The organism is Mesorhizobium sp. B2-9-1 (assembly GCF_006439455.1).
GTDB lineage: Bacteria > Pseudomonadota > Alphaproteobacteria > Rhizobiales > Rhizobiaceae > Mesorhizobium.
The window spans coordinates 23,006-39,381 of the sequence record NZ_VFTP01000014.1; the positions used below are offsets into that span (position 1 = coordinate 23,006).

Below are 16,376 nucleotides of genomic sequence, written 5' to 3' on the forward strand. Positions count from 1 at the left end.
CGGCTAACTCTCCTGGCAGGCCGCGACAGGCGCGACATCTTGTTCCGACGCCGATCCGCGACGCAAGCCGAGGAAGACGACGATGGCGGTGAGCACGGTGATCGTCGCCAGCACGATGAGCAGCCGGTCGAAAGCCGTTTCATAGGCTTGGACCAGGGCGCTGGCGTCGGCCAAGTGCAGATGTTGCACCGTTTCGCTGATATTGCCGGTTGCCAGTAGCTGTGCCGCCGCGGCCGCTTCGGCAGGCGAGGCCAGTCCTTGAGCGCTAAGCTGCGTGGCCGTGAAACCGGACAAGGCCGCCATGACGATCGCCAGGGCCACGCCCTCGCTGGCGACGCGGGTGGTGTTGAATATGCCGACCGCCATGCCGGCGCGTTCCTTCGGCACGACGCTGACGGCAAGTCCGTCCATCAGCCCCCAGGGCAAGGCGATGCCGATGCCGATCAAGATCAGCGGGAGCAGCAGCGCGTTGTCCGCCACCGGCACGCGACTGAGCCAGACCAGGCCGCCCGCGGCGACGAGGAGGCCCACACCGCAGATGGTGGCCGGGGCGATCCAGCGTGCCGCCTGGCCGGCCAGCAGCGGCAAGATCAGCAGCGGCCCGGACAGGCAGATCATCAATTGCCCCACCTCGATCTCGCTCATCCCCTCGATGCCGATGAAGCGGATCGGCAGGAGCACGAGCAGGACGACGAAGGCATAGGCAGGGGCGGCGGCCAGGAACTGCACGCCGACGAAACGCGGGAAGCGGAACAGTGTCAGGTCCAGCATCGGCCGACGCACCCGCCGCTCGACAATGACGAAGGCGGCAAAGAAGATGGCAGCCACGCCGAGAAGGGCGATAACGAGGGGATTGGCCCAACCGCTCTGGGGCGCCTGCAGCACGCCGCAGGTCAGCGCGGCAAGCGCGATGGTAAAGGTGCCGGCTCCTGTCCAGTCGAGCCCGGTTGCATCCGGGTCGCGTGATTCGGCGACGGCGCGCAGGCCAAGCGCGGCGGCGGCAACGCCAAGCACCGCCACCAGAAGAAAGATCGCGCGCCAGCCGAACGCGTCGATGAGCAGGCCGGAGGCAACAGGGCCGAAGGCAAGGCCGATGCCGAAGCTGGTGCCGAGAAAGCTGAAGGCGCGCAGACGCAATTGCCCGTCGAATTCCTGCGCAAGCGCAGAGGCACCGCCGGCAAAAGCGGCGGCGCCGCCTATGCCTTGCAGGGCCCTGAACAGGTCGAACCAGACGATACCTGGCGCCAGCATGCAGCCCAGCGCGGCAAGGACATAGGCAGCGAGGCCGGCGAGAAAAATCCGCTTGCGGCCAAGGTTGTCGGCCAACGCTCCGGCCGCCATGAGGCCGGCGCCGAAGGTCAGCATGAAGGCATTGGTCACCCAATTGAGCTCGATCGGACTGCCGCCGAGCTCGGCGGCAATGCGGGACAGCGCCACGGCGGGACCGGTGAAGCTCAACGGCATCGTCATGGCAGCGAGGCAAACCGACAGCAGCACGAGCCATCTGCCGGCCGGGCCGGTTCTGGTCATCAAAGTCATGGATTTTCCTATCTAAGGCAGGATTTGCCGACATGCCCTGACTGGCAGCGCCGGCCGCAACGACAAGATAGGGCGGCGGCATTTCCGGCAAAATAGTATTAGACTGCCAGTCATCCCGGAATGAAACGCTCGAATAGGTTTATGCCATGGATCGTCTGAGCGGCCTTCTGGCCTTCGCCCGCACCGCCGAGCTCGGCAGTTTCGTCGCCGCCGGACGGGCGCTCGGCATCTCCGCCTCCGCCATCGGCAAGAGCGTCGCCCGGCTCGAGCAGGAGCTCGGCGTGCGTCTCCTGCAGCGCAGCACGCGGCGCATCGGCCTGACCGAGGAGGGCAAGTTGTTCAACGAGCGGGTGCGCCGCATCCTCGACGACATAGAAGAAGCGGAGGCGATGCTGTCGCGGACACGCGAGACGCCGCATGGCCGGCTGCGCATCTCGACACCGATCGTCACCTATCATCTGCTCTTGCCGGTGCTGTCGGAGTTCATGGCCCGCTATCCCGAGATCGAGCTCGACATCGATTTCAACGATCGCATCGTCGACGTTATCGACGAGGGTATCGACGTGGCGATCCGCAGCGGCGAGCTGCCCGATTCGCGATTGGTGTCGAGGCCGGTTGCGCCCTTTCGCATGCTGCTCTGCGCGGCCGCTTCCTACCTCGATCGCCATGGCACGCCCGGCACGCCGGCGGATCTCGTGGCGCATTTCGGGATACACTTCCGCTTTCTCAACAGCGGCAGGCTGCTCAATTGGCCGTTCATCACCGGGAGCGCCGAGCCGCAGATCCGTTCGATGCTGACCTGCAACAACATGGAGGCATTGAAGGGCGCGACGATCGCCGGTCTCGGCATCGCCTGCATGCCCGACTTCCTGGTGCGGGAGGCGCTGCATGACGGCAGGCTGCGCACCGTGCTCGACGACCATGTCGACGGCCGCGGCCAGTTCCGCATGTTGTGGCCATCCAACCGCCATCTCTCGCCGAAGGTGCGCGTCTTCGTCGATTTCCTGCCCGAGCGGCTTGCGGCGGGGCGATCGGCCCCGGCAATCCAAACGAAGCTCCGCGGGGATTGTCAGTAGGTCGTGCGTCCGTCAGAGCTTTCGGATCGGGCCTGGATAGCGGGCCACGACATTGGGCTGCCACGACTTCACCCGGCCTTTTCGGGCGCAGGAAGGCCGAAGCCGCCCACGGGATGGGTCTCGATCTGGAATTCGAAGCCGGCAATGAAGGGACGCGCCCTGGCGATCGCCGCCTGGACTTCAGGCAATTGCAATGATGCCTTGTGGCTCGCCTGGTCGGTCCACACTTCGGTGACCCAGATGGCGTCGGCGTCGGCCGGATCGGTGGCGATGATGTAGCTCAGGCAGCCGGGGAGAGCGCCGGTGCTTTCGCGCAGCACGTCCATGACCGCATCGCGCTGACCGCGCGCCGCCCGCATCTTGCCGATCAGTCCGTACATGCCCTTGATCTCCTCCAGGTTGCGCTGCATCGAGTATGCAGTCGACCGCTCACGGCATCAACTGGCCACCATTGACCTCGATCACCTGGCCGATGATGTAGCCGCTCAACAGATCGGACGACAGGAACAGGTAAGCGCCGACGCAATCCTCCGGCATTCCGGCGCGCCCTTGAGGAATGGTTGCGACCATGGCCTTGATCTGCTCGGCGTTCGAATAGCGTTCGTGGAAGGGCGTCAAGATCGTACCGGGCGCCACGGCGTTGACGCGGATGCCGAAGCCGATCAGCTCCTTGGCCATGCCGCGCGTCACGTTGGAAACGAAGGCTTTGGACGACCCGTAAAGGCCGGCGCCGCCGCCGGCGCCGTTGCGGGCGGCGATCGAGGTGGTGTTGATGATGAAGCCGCCCTGGCGCTTCAGCCATGGTATCGCCTTGCGCGAGGCGGTCAGCACCGAGCGCGCATTGAGGTCCATCACGGCGTCGTAATGCGCCTCGTCCTGGTCGGCATAGGCGACGCGGCCAAGCATGCCGCCGGCATTGTTGACTAGGCCGTCGAGCCGGCCGAAGTGGTTTGCGCTCTCTTCGACGACACGCTCGACGTCGGCCGGTTTCGAGAAGTCGCCCTGGACCAGAAACACCTCGCCGCCATCGTCGCGGATGGATCCGGCCACGGTTTCGGCGGGAGCGCGGCTTGCATTGAAATGCAGCGCGACGCGGCATTTCTGCGCCGCGTAAGCACGGGCAAGTGCTGCACCGATCCCGGTCGAAGCGCCGGTGACCAGCACCGCCTTGCCGGCAAGATCGGGGATGGCAAGTGTCGTCATGTCGGCTGGCCTCCGGGTTGCCATCCTTCGTAGGCCATTGCCGGCCTGGCCTTCAAGTGTTGGCGTTCAGTGGGGGCGCATTCAGGGCCTGAGATAGACATAGCCCTGATGCTGCAGTTCGGCGAGCTTCACGACGCCGCCCTTGTCGGCAAGCTCGAAGCCCGCCAGCAGGTCGGTCAGCGTGATATCCATGCCGTGCAAGGTGTTGCCGCAGGCTTGCGGCACAAGTCCCTGCTGGACGAGGCCGGCGAAGCGGCTGGAAACAGCGCCGGAAGCGCTCTTGACTTTGAAGGCGGCCAGAGCCGGACCGTGCACCACAAGCACGATGTCGACATTGCCGCCGGTGCCCTCATAGTGGTTCTTGATGTTGCCGAGGACGAAGTTGACCTTGTCGGCGTCGCTGAGGTGATAGGCGACCTTCAGCCTTCCCTCAGGCGTTGCCGCATTTGCCCGGCTCAGGCCGAAAAGGCCCGCGGCGCCAGCGAGACCGGCACGAAAGATGTCACGGCGCAGCATCGTATCCTCCGTTCGCCCGCCCGCTCGCGATTTTGCATGGTCCAGGCGGCACTCCTAGACTAGCATATTCAAGTCCTGTCGGTGGGAGGAGGATCACATGATATCGAGGACCATGGTGGCGAGGACCATGGCGGTGGTGCTTTGCGCCGCCCTTGCCGCCTCGTTCGGCGCGGCGCGCGCCGAACAGCCGCCCAAGCTTCCCGAGCTCAGCCCGACCGGCGCCGACGCCTGCTTCGGCCGCGTCTACGACACCGCCCATCTCAAGGCGCATCCGCGCCAGAAGGTGGCGCGCATCTTCTTCTTCTACGGCCATGATCCGGTCAGCCGGACGAACGAAGAACCCGCCGCCAACCAGGATACGTCCTATAACGGCTTCCTCACCACAACGGTGCGCGGCGCCAAGAAGCCGGAATGGGCGGGCAGCTGGTGCAACAAGGAGGATCCAAGCGACAAGGCGAGCGGCATCCGTTGCGGCATGGACTGCGACCGGACGCTGGCTTCGCCGAGAGTCGACGACAAGGGGAAGCTTCTTCTGTCCGGCCTGTCGCCAGACGTCTATCTCGATCCGGATTCGGAAGAGCAGCTCGGCAAGGCCGAGTACAACAAGCAGGCGCTGGGCAGCGAGGACGACAATTTCAAGCTGGACCGGATGCCGGCCGAGACCTGCAAGGCGGAGTTCGCGCGCATCGATCCGATCGACCCGGCGCTGGGCGAGCCGCTGCGCGTGCGGCTCAAGCCCGATCAGCCCTTCTGCTTCGGGCGTGACTACGACGATGCGCATCTGAGGTCGCATCCCAACCAGCTGACGCAATCGATCCGTATTTTCCGCGGACCGGTCGAGCTCGCCTCCTTCGCCGCCGGCGGCGATGCCGCGAACTGGCCGGATGGGGCGGATGTCGCCGTTTCGGTGACGACGAGGCAGAAAGGGAAAAAGGTCACGCAGACCTATTCCTGCCAGGGCGAGGCCGATCAGTGGCGCTGCTCGGCCAATTCCAAGATGAGCGATTTTTCCTGCAACGTCTCGCAGAAGGAGATCTTCCTCAAGCGCGGCGTCAACGGCACGATGATGGTCGCGAACCCCAACAATGCGGTGGCGGTCCTCGATCTCTGCTCGAAGGCGGCGAACGGCAAGACCAGGTCCGACGACAAGGTCTACCGGCTGAACCCCATGCCGCAGTCGGCCTGTGCGCCGTAACCAGCGCTTCGTCATTCTATGGCAGCAAGGAGCGAAGCGACGCGGCGCAGACCATTGAATCCTGTGACTTGGAAGCGCCGCCTCGGTGCAGAATTTTGCTCCGTTGCATGCCTTGGCGAAGGTAACGGCATGGATTCCAGGGTCTTCGCGACGGAGCTTCGCTCCTGCTCCGCCCTGGAATGACGAAGTTGAGAGGCTCCGGCCAATCTCTAACGGCTGCCATGCTGGCACCGTCAGGCGAACGGCACCGCCGCGGTGCCTTTCGGCAACTTGGCTTCGTCGTCTGGCTCGACATGGATGGTGACGCGCACCGAGGGGATCTCGGCCTTCAGCGCGTCCTCGATGCGGTCGCAGATGACATGGCTGGCGCCGACGGTCATGTCGGCGTCGACCACCAGATGGAACTCGATGAAGGTGGCGCGGCCGGCAATGCGCGTCTTGAGATCATGCACCTCGAGCGCGCCCTTCGAATTGGCCGATATGATGTTGCGGATCTGCATGTGCTCATGGTTGTCGACGGCGCGGTCCATCAGCCCGCTCATCGACGAGCCGATGACATGCCAGCCCTGCCACAGGATGTTGAGCGCGACGATCACGGCAAGTGCCGGGTCGAGGATCTGCCAGCCGGTGAGCACGGCACCGACAAGACCGCCGAACACGCCGACGGATGTTACCACGTCGGTCATGATGTGCTGGCCGTCGGCGACAAGCGCAGGCGACTTCGCATTCCGGCCGGCGCGGATCAGCGTCCAGGCCCAGATCGCATTGATGACCGTCGCGACGCCGTTGACGGCAAGTCCTTCCCAGGGCTGTTCCAGCGGGGCCGGATGTTGCCAGGACTGCCAGACCTCGTTGAGGATCAGCAGCGCCGCGACGACGATCAGCACGCCCTCGAGGACGGCCGAGAAATATTCGGCCTTATGATGGCCGAAGGGATGATCCTGGTCGGCGGGCTTGTAGCTGACCTGGATCGCCCAGAAGGCGGCGGCCGATGCGATCACGTTGACGATCGATTCCAGCGCGTCGGAATAGAGCGCCACGGAACCGGTGATGTACCAGGCCGCAAGCTTCAAGACGAGCACGACGAAGGCGACGAGGATCGACCAGAAGGCAAGCCTGGCAATCTTCTCGCGGGTCGCGGCTTTCGCCGCGGCCGCCACCGTTTCCTGCGTCACAGCCATGGTTCCTACGCGGCCTTTTCCTTGGCCTTGCGCGGCAGATGCGCGACGATGTTTTCGATGATGCGCATGCCGGCATTGTGACCGAGCGTCATGATCGATTCCGGATGGAACTGCACCGCCGCGATCGGCTCCTTGCGGTGCTCGAAAGCCATGATGATGCCGTCCTCGGTCTCGGCGGTGACCACGAAGCCGTCGGGCAGGCGCACCGGGTCGGCGAAGATCGAGTGGTAGCGGCCGACGGTCACTTCCTTGGGCAGGCCCGAGAAGATGATGCCGGGCTTCGAAACGCGGATGCGCGACGGCTTGCCATGCATGGGGATGTGCAACTGCCTGAGCTCGCCGCCATAGGCCTCGGCCAATGCCTGCAGGCCGAGACAGACGCCGAAGATCGGCAGGTCGCGGCTGCGCGCTCGTCTGATGGTGGCGGCGCAGTCGAAATCCTTCGGCGTGCCGGGACCGGGCGAAAGCACGACGAGGTCCGGCTTCAACCGCTCGAAGACCTCCTCCGGCACCGGCGAGCGAACCGTGGAGACGTTGGCGCCGGTCTGGCGGAAGTAGTTGGCCAAGGTGTGGACGAAACTGTCCTCATGGTCGACCAGCAGGATGTTGACGCCGTCGCCGACGCGCGCGGTGGCGCGCTCGGTTCCGGTGGCGTTGCCGGCCTTGGCGTCGCGGATGGCGGAGAGCATGGCGGATGCCTTCAGTTCGGTTTCGGCTTCTTCTTCCTCGGGAACGCTGTCGAAAAGCAGCGTGGCGCCGGCGCGCACCTCGGCGATACCGTCTTTGATGCGGATGGTGCGCAAGGTCAGCCCGGTGTTCATGTCGCCGTTGAAGTTGACCATGCCGACCGCCCCGCCATACCAGGCGCGCGGGCTCTTCTCATTCTGCTCGATGAAGCGCATGGCCCACAGTTTCGGCGCGCCGGTGACGGTGACCGCCCAGGCATGCGAGAGAAACGCGTCGAAGGCGTCCATGCCTTCGCGCAGCCGCCCCTCGATATGGTCGACGGTGTGGATCAGGCGCGAATACATCTCGATCTGACGGCGGCCGATGACGCGCACGGAGCCCGGTTCGCAGACGCGCGACTTGTCGTTGCGGTCGACGTCCGAGCACATGGTGAGCTCGGACTCGTCCTTCTTCGAGTTGAGCAGCTTCAGGATCTGCTCGCTGTCGGAAATGGCGTCGTCGCCGCGCTTGATGGTGCCCGAGATCGGGCAGGTTTCGACTCTGCGGCCGTTGACGCGCACGAACATCTCCGGCGAGGCGCCGATCAGATATTCGTTCTCGCCGAGATTGATGAAGAAGGAGTAGGGCGAGGGGTTGATCGACTTCAGCTTGCGCGAAATGTCGGAAGGCTGGGTCTCGCAGCGCTCGTAGAACATCTGTCCAGGCACGACCTCGAACAGGTCGCCGCGCTTGAAGCTCTCCATGGCGCGGCGCACCAGGTTGGCGTATTCGCCCGGCTCATGGTCGCCGCGCGGCGGGATGCGGTCGGCGGTCTTGAACGGCTCGGCGGTGGCGTCGCGCGGCAGGCCCTCGGTCGAAAAACCGTCGCCGGAATAGTCGTAGCGGTCGGTCCAGGCCTTGGTCGAATAGTGGTCGACGACGAGGATCTCGTCGGGCAGGAACAGCACGAGGTCGCGCTGGCTCTCCTTGCGCTCGAGCTTGTGGTCGACAGGATCGAACTGGAAAGCGAGGTCGTAGCCGAAGGCGCCGTAAAGGCCGAGATTGGCGTCCTCGGCGGTCTTGAACAGCGCGGTGATGGCGCGCAGCACCGTGAAGACGGACGGAACGCGGCTGCGCTCCTCCTCGGTGAAGACGCGGCCCGGCTTGGCGACATCGAGGCGGATGAGTGTCGTCGAGGTCTCGACGATCGTCACTTCGCCGAGCTCGCCAAGCGCCTTGCCGATCACGGGCAACAGCGCTTCGCCGCGCTTGTTCAGCGCTTCGATGCGCATCGTGCGTCCCCGCGCGGAAATCACCAGCGGCGGATCGATGATGGCCGCATCCCAGCGCGTGTAGCGGCCTGGATATTCGTAGTTGGAGGAGAACACTGCGCCGCGGCGCGAATTCAGGCCGTCGACATAGGCATCGATCGCGCCTTCATAGGGCCGGTCGTGCCGCTCGCGGGTAATCGTCACGCCGCCCGCGGTGACGAAACGCTCCGCCCCGTTGTCCAGAACTTTAGTCGTCATTGCCGTCTCCATCAGCGTCTTGGGCAACGGACCCGGGAATGGCGTTAAAAAACAAATGGCCGCCCGGATATTCCGCTGCGGCCAACCTCTTTTTCACGCGCACACGCACGAACAGGCCGCTGTCAGCGAGCCCACCACCAAATGGTCTTGTTCGAACGCATGTTCATGGCGACTCCCATAGCGGCGAATGGAGGTCCATGCAACTGGATTTCACGGCGATGGTGAAAGCCGCTACGCCTCAGTCTTCCAGCGTGCCGGAGCGTGCATCGGTGCTCCTGGCGTCGCCGGCGAGCTTCAGAAGATCCTCGCCGGCGCGGATGATGCGGCGCGCGCGGCGGGTCAGGATGAAGCCCGACTGAGGGGCGAACACTTCCGTGCGGCCGCCGGCCTCGCCGGGTGCGTGGACGATCGTCGCCAGCCTGTCGCCTTTCTTGACGCGGTCGCCGGGTTTGACCTCGTAAAGGATCGCGCCGGCCCTTGGCGAAGGCATCATGTCGATGTTTTCCAGCGGTACGACCGGTCCGGGAAATTTCTCGAATTTCGGCACGGATGAGTCCTGGACGACGCCGCGCGCCACCAGCAGGCGGTAAAGCCCGGCGGCATCGGCCGCGGCGAGGGCGGCGTCGACATCGAGTATGCCGCGATATTCGACCGTGGTGACGGCGCGGCGATCGAAGCGCGCGACGCTCGCCGGCACGTTCTGGTAGGACATGATCGAGGCGCCTTCGAAGGTGCCGGTATCGTCCTCGCTCCACAGCAGAACGGCTTCGGCGCCCATGGCGGCCGCGCAATCGGCCATATGCGGCCACAGGCTGGTGTGGATGTAGAGATAGGCCAGACCTTCGTCGTCGCAGTGGAGGTCAAGCACGATGTCGTTGCCGAGCGAGAGCTGGACGAGCCGGTTCTTCAGCCGGCGATCGGCGCCGCCGAGGCTGACATCCGGCAAGAGCCTTTCGTCGGGCGCGGCAAGCAAGGGAAAGGAGCGGTTGAAATTGGTGCGGGTGCCGAGATTGAAGCGGCCCTGATGCTCGCCGAAATGATATTGGGCGCGGCCGATCGGGTTGGCCCAGGGCACGATGGTGATCGGACCCTTGATGCGACCTTCGGCCTCAGCCCTGGCGAGCATCGGCACCAGGGCGTCGATGGCGACGACGCCCGGCAGCTCGCCGGCATGCAGCGCCGCCTGCAGATAGGCGGAAGTGGCCGCCTTGTCCTTGCCCTCGAAGCGCAAGACCGGGAATTCGTAGGCAACGCCTTCGCTGTCGCCGGCGATGCGTTCGATCGTCTTCTGCATGGGATATCTCCGTGTGAGGAGGTTTCAGCCATGCATTGTTGCGATCGGGCTGTCGAGTGGTCCAGCCGCGCCGGGCTGTCGGGCATCATCGCAATCGCGCTCGCCCGCTTGCTGCGCGGCACGAGGCTTCGCCGCAACGGCCGAACGCCGCCTCTGGATTTTAGACCAGCGGCTTCAGCTCCTGGGCGATGGTCGGCAGCAGCTCCGAGACATTGGGGTGGATGTGCATGGCGCGCGCCAGCGTCGAGATCGGCGCCTTGGCGTACATGAGGTCGAGCACGCAGTGGATCGCCTCGTCGCCGCCCGGGCCGAGCACCGAGCAGCCGAGGATCTCGCCGGTGTCGGCATCGGCCAGGATCTTCATGAAGCCTTGCGTCTCGCCCTTCTCGACGGCGCGGCCGACACGGGTCATCGGCCGCTGTCCGACCAGCGCGCGGCGGCCGGATTTCTTCACCGCGGCCTCAGTCATGCCGCAGCGCCCAAGCGGCGGATCGATGTAGAGCGCATAGGCCTCGATGCGGTCGCTCACCTTGCGCGGATCGTTGTCGAGTAGGTTGGCGGCTACGATCTCGAAGTCGTTGTAGGAGGTGTGGGTGAAGGCGCCCTTGCCGTTGCAGTCGCCCATCGCCCAGATGCCCGGCACATTGGTGCGCAACTGATCGTCGACGACGATATAGCCGCGCTGGTCGACCGCGACGCCGGCCTTGTCGAGGCCCAGATCGTCGGTGTTGGGCGTGCGCCCCAGCGCCAGCAGCACATGCGAGCCGATGGCCGGGGATTTGCCGGCGGAGAAGGTGACGGCGATCCCATTGCCTTGCCTGGCAAAGCTGATGTCGTCCGCGCCGACATGGACGGCGATGCCTTCGTTTTCGAGTATCGATTGGATGGCGGCGGAGGTGTCCTCATCCTCGCGGCCGGTCAGCCGCGGCGCCTTTTCGATCACCGTGACCTCGGAGCCGAAGCGGCGGAACATCTGCGCGAATTCGAGCGAGATGTAGCTGCCGCCGACGACGATCAGATGGCTGGGCAGCACATCGAGATCCATCATCGAGGAATTGGTGAGATAGGGCAGGTCGTTGATGCCGGGCAGGTTGGGCACCGAGGCGCGGCCGCCGGTGTTGAGGAAAATCTTTGGCGCGGTGAGTAGCGCGTCGCCGACGTGCACCGTGTCGGCGGTGACGAAACGCGCATGGCCGCGATAGAGCGTGCAGCCCTTCATCCCGGCGATCCATTTTTCGAGATTGCCGCGGGCGTCGTTGGTGACCTTGTCCTTGCGCGCCTTGATGCGCTTGTAGTCCACGCCGACGGGGCCTGAGAGCGCGAGACCGTAGTCTGCGGCGCGGCGGGCGAGATGCGCGGCATAGGCGCTCGCCACCATCGCCTTGGTCGGCATGCAGCCGGTGTTGACGCAGGTGCCGCCGATGAACTTGCGCTCGATCAGCGCAACCTTCATGCCGGCGGCCTCGAGCCGGCCAACAAGCGGCGGCCCGGCCTGGCCGGCGCCGATGACGATGGCGTCGAAGCTCTTTGCGCTCATGCGACCGCCGCCACGATGAGCAGCCCGCCGATGATGGCCACCGCATCCTCGATGAAGGCGGCGGGCTGATCCTTGCCGAATGCGGCGGCCAGCCGTCCGCGGACCTCGGCGCCGCCCAGCGTGCCGATCACCGCGCCGACCGCGCCGGCGACCAGGCCGCCGATGGTGGCGCCGGCGGTCGCGCCGATCACCGCGCCACAGAAGGCGCCGACGAAGATGCGGGTGCCGAACTGCGGCGGCACCTTGCGGCTCGGCGTCGACGGCAGCTGGTCGGCGACCAACTCGACGATGGCCAGGATGGTGAAGATGCCGACGGCGATCCAGTGGCCCATGAAGCTCGCCCAGGTGCCCGCGACCGGCAGCCAGCCGAGATAGGAACCCCAGGCGACGGCGGCGGGCGCGGTCATGGCGCGCAGGCCGGCAATGACGCCTATCAGCAGGGCGAGAATGTAAAGCACGATCGACCCCCTCAAACCGAGACCGTCGCGTGGTCTCGCGACGGAAGGCTAGCACAAGCCAAGCATTTCGCCACGGGGCTTTGTCTCACAATCGATTATGCTTTGGCAGCAGACGAAATCTGGAGGTATCGCCATGACGGCAAGCGAGCGCATGAAGATGGCGGCGGGCGAATGGTACACCTGCATCGACGATGAGCTGGAGGCATTGCGCGTCGCCGCGCGCGATGCGGTGTTCGAGCACAACGACCTGCCGCCCAGGCAGCGCGGCAACATCGCTCCAGCACTGCGGGCGCTGCTCGGCGGCGTAGGCGAGGGGGCTCGCATCGAGGCGCCGTTCCATTGCGCCTACGGGTTCAACATCCATCTCGGCGAGGGGGTCTTTCTCAATGCCGGCTGCACCATCCTCGACACCGCGCCGGTGCGCATCGGCAAGGGCGCCCTGCTCGGCCCCAATGTGCAGATCTACTGCGCCGAACATCATCGCGAAGCTGCCGGCCGGCTGGCCGGACTGGAGATCGCCAGGCCGGTAACGATCGGCGACAATGCCTGGATCGGCGGCAGCGCGGTGATCCTCGCCGGCGTCAGCATAGGCGAGGGCGCCATCGTCGGCGCGGGCGCGGTGGTGAGGCGCGACGTGCCGGCGAACACCACGGTCGTCGGCAACCCGGCGCGGGTCGTCACGCGCCGATGAGCGCACCGGCGTTTTGAGCGGTTTTTGAGAATTCACGCCGGTACCGCACCGGCGAGGTCCTGAGCCGCGCGGCAAAGTGCTGGCGCAGCGAGGTGGCGCTGCCGAAGCCGGCTTCGAAGGCCACGATGTCCATCGATTTGTCCGTCTGCTCCAGCAGCCTCTGCGCAAGTGCCACGCGCTGGTCGGCAAGCCAGTCGCCGAAACTTGTGCCTATCGACTTCTGGAAGCGGCGCGTGAAGGTGCGGCGGGTGAGGCCGGCCGCATCGGCGACGCTGTCGAGGCTGTGCGGTTCGCCGAGCGCCGCCCGCACCTGGTCGAGAGCGCGCGTGAACCGGTCGGCATTCGGTGTCGGCGCAAGCCGGCGCTCGATGAACTGCGCCTGGCCGCCCTGCCGATGCGGCGAGAGCACAATGTGGCGGGCAAGCCGAAGGGCGGCCTCCGCGCCATAGCGGGCGCGCACGATATGCAGGCAGCAGTCGAGGCCGGCGGCGACGCCGGCGGAGGTGACGATGTCGCCATCGTCGATATAGAGCACGTCCGCATCGATCGCGATGTCGGGATGAAGCACGTGCAGCCGATCCGTATAGGCCCAGTGGGTTGTTGCCTTGCGCCCGGCCAGCAAGCCGGCGCCGGCAATGGCGAAGGTGCCGAGGCACAAGCCGACGATGAGCGCGCCGCGCCGATGCGCGCGCCGCAGCGCGTCCTTGAACGGCGCGGCCAAGGGATCCCCGAGATCCTTCCAACTCGGGATGATGACGATGTCGGCCTCGTCGAGCGCCGAAAGCCCATGCCGCACGACGATGCTCAGCCCCGCATCGGTATGAATGGGTCCCTCGTCCATCGCACAGACGCGGAAGTCGAAGCGCGGCAGCCCAAGTTTGGTTCGATCGGTGCCGAACACGAGGCACGGCACGGAGAGGTGGAACGGGCTGATGCCGTCGAAAGCGACGGCGGCGATGATCGGATTCTTCATGGCAAGCATCGCTCCGTTGAAAGCTGAATGTCCCAATTTTTTCGGATGATGTCAATCGGGCCACTTTTTTGGCTCGAAACATCGGCCTAGCTTAGCGCCCATCAACTCGGTCGAAAGGAAACCGCCATGTCAGCACCAGCCACCCAGCCACGCCGCGCGCTTGTCGTCGTCGATGTCCAGAACGACTACAATGGCGGCAATCTCGCCATCCAGCATCCGCCATTCACTGAGACCGTCGCCAATGTGGCGCGCGCCATGGATGCCGCCGCAGCGGCCGGCGTCAAGGTGGTCGTCGTCAAGCAGATGGCGCCCGAGACCTCGCCGATCTTCGCCAAGGGCAGCCATGGCGGCGAGCTGCATCCCGAGATCGCCAGGCGCGCACGCGACCACTATGTCGAAAAGACGCTGCCTTCGGCCTTCACCGGGACGGATCTCGAAGCCTGGCTGCGCGCCAACGCCATCGATACGATCGCGGTCGTCGGCTACATGACCCACAATTGCGATCTGTCGACCATCATCCACGCGGTGCATATGGGCTTTGCCGTCGAGTTCCTCTCGGATGCCAGCGGCTCGGTGCCCTATGCCAACAGCGCCGGCTACGCGTCGGCCGAGGACATACACCGGGTGGTGAGCGTCGTCCTGCAGTCGCGCTTCGCTGCGGTGCTCAAGACCGCCGAGTGGATCGATTGCCTGAAGACCGGCGCCCTGCCTGAGCGCGACACGATCTATGCGTCCAACCAGCGGGCCCTGCAGCGGAACGCCGCGTAACCGAAGCCGTTCAAAAGCAAGGGCGCCGCCAGGATGCGGCGCCTTTTTCTTGGCGCCAAATATCCAGCAAGAGCGTGAGCCATTTCACGGACGCCGTTCCGGTATTTTCAGAAAGTCGCCGCGCATGTGAATAAGCGCGGATGGCTCGGGGGCTGGATTGAAGGCGCGCGTTGCACGAACCTTGGTCGTCCTGACCCTCGCTGTCGGCGCGGCGCTGCTGCCGTGGCCCGCCTTAGCGCAAGTTCCGCCGCATGCGCCAGGCACGATCTGCTTCACCCAATTCTTCTGGTGCTGGGCGCAACCGCCCGGGCCGGCCGGCTATCCCTGCGGATGCCCGTCGCAATATGGCTTCGTGCAGGGTTATCTGGGCTAGTCGTCGGGGGGCGCGATGACGACATTCCACGATCCTCTTGTCTCCGGGTTGCTTGCCGACGCCAAGCTGGTTGCCGGCTACGGCCGCTACGGCGTGTTCAAGGATAGTGCGCTCTTCGCCGCGATCGGCGATGCGGAAAAACTCAGTGACGCGAGCGCAAGCCAGCCCGAGGTCGTCAAACTTCAAATGGTGCTCAACGACTGCTCCAGCACCGTGCCGTTTTCAACCCTGGCTGCGCTGCGCACCGGCTGGTCGCCGGGCGACATGTCGCGCCGGACCGCGCTCGCGACCTATTTCCTCATCGCCCTGTCGGTGACGATGATGATCGTCATCGGCAAGCTGACCTATGTCTACAACAGGGGCGTCTCGATCAACGCGGAACTGCAGGAGATCGACAACAGCGATTTCAGCGCTCGGTTCGGGCAGTCGATCAGGCAAGTCTGGGCGACCAAGAAGCAATTGAGCTCGGCCGCCGCCCAGCAGGCGTCGGCGACCGATCTGACGCTTCTGAAGGACGCCTATTACAATTCCGTCGACAGCCTGCATTCGCTCGACCAGCGTTTTTCCTCGTTGCTGGTGCGGGCGCAGGGGTTCATGACGCAAGAGGCGCCATTTCCACTCTGGGGCATGCAATGGGCCTATTGCAAGTTTTCGGCTTCCTCGGCCAAAGCGGGCGCGCCGCTTGATTTTTCGAACCCCAGGCAGATGGCGATTGACCAGTTCTGCGGCCAGCAGATCGTGCTGGCGCAACAGCAGAGCGGGGCCGGGAGCATCCAGCCGCTCAAGCAGTCGGATTTCGATTGCAGGAACAACGGCACCACTCAAGGCGGCATGCAAGTCGTCAGTTCTACCGGCATGGTCGAAGACGTGAACGCGGATTTCGACGAGGCGACACGCGATCTACAATGCGAAGGCGTCATCACCATCACGCCGAATTCGATTTCGACGCTGACACTGCAGGCCAAGACGCTCAGCGAGGTTCTCAGCCCCTATGCGCTGTGGATCCTGCCCGCGCTTTACGGCGCGCTTGGCGGCATCATGTTCCACATGCGCATGATCCTGAACCCGCTTTTGCCCAATCCGCCGCTGTCGCGGCTCATTCATCGCATCGCGCTGGGCGGGCTTGCCGGGATGATCCTCGCCTGGTTCATGGCGCCGGGAACCAAGCTCGGCGGCGAGGTGACCGGCATAGGCTTCAGCCTGTTCACCTTCGCTTTCCTGTTCGGCTTCAGCCTCGATATCTTCTTCGCCATCCTCGACCAGTTCGTCTCGATGTCGGTCGCCGGCATCAAGAAGTTCGGCTCGCCCACGGTGGCGTGAAGGCTGGCGAAAAAAGGGCGCCGCGGTGAGGCGGCGCCCTTGGTCTTTCAGCTCGAA

Annotated in this window: 15 protein-coding genes; 5 read left to right on the top strand and 10 right to left on the bottom strand. The window is 65.0% G+C overall.

Annotation, left to right across the window (positions count from 1 at the left end; all coding sequences use genetic code 11):
• Positions 1–3 precede the first annotated feature (3 nt).
• Entirely contained in the window at positions 4–1,539 is a 1,536-nt protein-coding gene (locus FJW05_RS20940; protein ID WP_140635349.1) for an MFS transporter, read from the bottom strand.
• Between the two features lie 146 nt (positions 1,540–1,685).
• Between FJW05_RS20940 and FJW05_RS20945 the strand changes: the two genes are divergently transcribed.
• On the top strand, positions 1,686–2,615 hold the full coding sequence (locus tag FJW05_RS20945; protein WP_140635351.1) for a LysR family transcriptional regulator: 930 nt from the start codon (positions 1,686–1,688) through the stop codon (positions 2,613–2,615).
• A gap of 68 nt (positions 2,616–2,683) precedes the next feature.
• Here FJW05_RS20945 and FJW05_RS20950 read toward each other — a convergent pair whose 3' ends face one another.
• The 3 genes from FJW05_RS20950 to FJW05_RS20960 all read right to left on the bottom strand — a co-directional run bounded on the left by FJW05_RS20950 (position 2,684) and on the right by FJW05_RS20960 (position 4,334).
• Positions 2,684–2,995 (bottom strand): putative quinol monooxygenase, encoded by a 312-nt coding sequence (locus FJW05_RS20950; RefSeq protein ID WP_095766458.1) that lies wholly within the window; start codon positions 2,993–2,995, stop codon positions 2,684–2,686.
• A 49-nt stretch (positions 2,996–3,044) separates the two neighbouring features.
• Positions 3,045–3,818 (bottom strand): SDR family oxidoreductase, encoded by a 774-nt coding sequence (locus FJW05_RS20955; RefSeq protein WP_181165028.1) that lies wholly within the window; start codon positions 3,816–3,818, stop codon positions 3,045–3,047.
• Positions 3,819–3,899: 81 nt separating this feature from the next.
• Positions 3,900–4,334 (bottom strand): DsrE family protein, encoded by a 435-nt coding sequence (locus FJW05_RS20960; RefSeq protein WP_140635355.1) that lies wholly within the window; start codon positions 4,332–4,334, stop codon positions 3,900–3,902.
• A gap of 97 nt (positions 4,335–4,431) precedes the next feature.
• Between FJW05_RS20960 and FJW05_RS20965 the strand changes: the two genes are divergently transcribed.
• Positions 4,432–5,529, top strand: coding sequence for a hypothetical protein (locus tag FJW05_RS20965; RefSeq protein ID WP_140635357.1), 1,098 nt, complete (start codon positions 4,432–4,434; stop codon positions 5,527–5,529).
• A gap of 233 nt (positions 5,530–5,762) precedes the next feature.
• Here FJW05_RS20965 and FJW05_RS20970 read toward each other — a convergent pair whose 3' ends face one another.
• The 5 genes from FJW05_RS20970 to FJW05_RS20990 form a co-directional block, all read right to left on the bottom strand.
• Positions 5,763–6,710, bottom strand: a complete 948-nt coding sequence (locus tag FJW05_RS20970; RefSeq protein WP_140635359.1) for a cation diffusion facilitator family transporter — start codon at positions 6,708–6,710, stop codon at positions 5,763–5,765.
• Positions 6,711–6,715: 5 nt separating this feature from the next.
• Positions 6,716–8,905 (bottom strand): anthranilate synthase, encoded by a 2,190-nt coding sequence (locus FJW05_RS20975; RefSeq protein WP_140635360.1) that lies wholly within the window; start codon positions 8,903–8,905, stop codon positions 6,716–6,718.
• Between the two features lie 238 nt (positions 8,906–9,143).
• Positions 9,144–10,199: a succinylglutamate desuccinylase/aspartoacylase family protein gene (locus FJW05_RS20980; protein WP_140635362.1), complete on the bottom strand. Its 1,056-nt coding sequence runs from the start codon at positions 10,197–10,199 to the stop codon at positions 9,144–9,146.
• A gap of 160 nt (positions 10,200–10,359) precedes the next feature.
• A complete protein-coding gene (locus tag FJW05_RS20985) occupies positions 10,360–11,736 on the bottom strand; it encodes an FAD-containing oxidoreductase (RefSeq protein WP_140635364.1) in 1,377 nt (458 codons plus the stop codon).
• Positions 11,733–12,194: a DUF4126 domain-containing protein gene (locus tag FJW05_RS20990; RefSeq protein WP_140635366.1), complete on the bottom strand. Its 462-nt coding sequence runs from the start codon at positions 12,192–12,194 to the stop codon at positions 11,733–11,735. The genes FJW05_RS20985 and FJW05_RS20990 overlap by 4 nt, the downstream gene beginning before the upstream one ends.
• Positions 12,195–12,327: 133 nt before the next feature.
• On the opposite strand from FJW05_RS20990, the gene FJW05_RS20995 reads away from it, so the two are divergent.
• Entirely contained in the window at positions 12,328–12,885 is a 558-nt protein-coding gene (locus tag FJW05_RS20995; RefSeq protein WP_140635368.1) for a sugar O-acetyltransferase, read from the top strand.
• Here FJW05_RS20995 and FJW05_RS21000 read toward each other — a convergent pair.
• Entirely contained in the window at positions 12,872–13,858 is a 987-nt protein-coding gene (locus FJW05_RS21000) for a helix-turn-helix domain-containing protein (protein ID WP_140635370.1), read from the bottom strand. The genes FJW05_RS20995 and FJW05_RS21000 overlap by 14 nt on opposite strands.
• Before the next feature lie 126 nt (positions 13,859–13,984).
• On the opposite strand from FJW05_RS21000, the gene FJW05_RS21005 reads away from it, so the two are divergent.
• A complete protein-coding gene (locus tag FJW05_RS21005; RefSeq protein ID WP_140635372.1) occupies positions 13,985–14,626 on the top strand; it encodes a cysteine hydrolase family protein in 642 nt (213 codons plus the stop codon).
• A gap of 388 nt (positions 14,627–15,014) precedes the next feature.
• Positions 15,015–16,319 (top strand): hypothetical protein, encoded by a 1,305-nt coding sequence (locus FJW05_RS21010; RefSeq protein WP_140635374.1) that lies wholly within the window; start codon positions 15,015–15,017, stop codon positions 16,317–16,319.
• Positions 16,320–16,376 lie beyond the last annotated feature (57 nt).

Bases quoted from the DNA above. Each gene is read 5' to 3' on its own strand.
- FJW05_RS20940 (WP_140635349.1), bottom strand. From the start codon at position 1,539: ATGACTTTGATGACCAGAACCGGCCCGGCCGGCAGATGGCTCGTGCTG.
- FJW05_RS20945 (WP_140635351.1), top strand. From the start codon at position 1,686: ATGGATCGTCTGAGCGGCCTTCTGGCCTTCGCCCGCACCGCCGAGCTC.
- FJW05_RS20950 (WP_095766458.1), bottom strand. From the start codon at position 2,995: ATGTACGGACTGATCGGCAAGATGCGGGCGGCGCGCGGTCAGCGCGAT.
- FJW05_RS20955 (WP_181165028.1), bottom strand. From the start codon at position 3,818: ATGACGACACTTGCCATCCCCGATCTTGCCGGCAAGGCGGTGCTGGTC.
- FJW05_RS20960 (WP_140635355.1), bottom strand. From the start codon at position 4,334: ATGCTGCGCCGTGACATCTTTCGTGCCGGTCTCGCTGGCGCCGCGGGC.
- FJW05_RS20965 (WP_140635357.1), top strand. From the start codon at position 4,432: ATGATATCGAGGACCATGGTGGCGAGGACCATGGCGGTGGTGCTTTGC.
- FJW05_RS20970 (WP_140635359.1), bottom strand. From the start codon at position 6,710: ATGGCTGTGACGCAGGAAACGGTGGCGGCCGCGGCGAAAGCCGCGACC.
- FJW05_RS20975 (WP_140635360.1), bottom strand. From the start codon at position 8,905: ATGACGACTAAAGTTCTGGACAACGGGGCGGAGCGTTTCGTCACCGCG.
- FJW05_RS20980 (WP_140635362.1), bottom strand. From the start codon at position 10,199: ATGCAGAAGACGATCGAACGCATCGCCGGCGACAGCGAAGGCGTTGCC.
- FJW05_RS20985 (WP_140635364.1), bottom strand. From the start codon at position 11,736: ATGAGCGCAAAGAGCTTCGACGCCATCGTCATCGGCGCCGGCCAGGCC.
- FJW05_RS20995 (WP_140635368.1), top strand. From the start codon at position 12,328: ATGACGGCAAGCGAGCGCATGAAGATGGCGGCGGGCGAATGGTACACC.
- FJW05_RS21000 (WP_140635370.1), bottom strand. From the start codon at position 13,858: ATGAAGAATCCGATCATCGCCGCCGTCGCTTTCGACGGCATCAGCCCG.
- FJW05_RS21005 (WP_140635372.1), top strand. From the start codon at position 13,985: ATGTCAGCACCAGCCACCCAGCCACGCCGCGCGCTTGTCGTCGTCGAT.
- FJW05_RS21010 (WP_140635374.1), top strand. From the start codon at position 15,015: ATGACGACATTCCACGATCCTCTTGTCTCCGGGTTGCTTGCCGACGCC.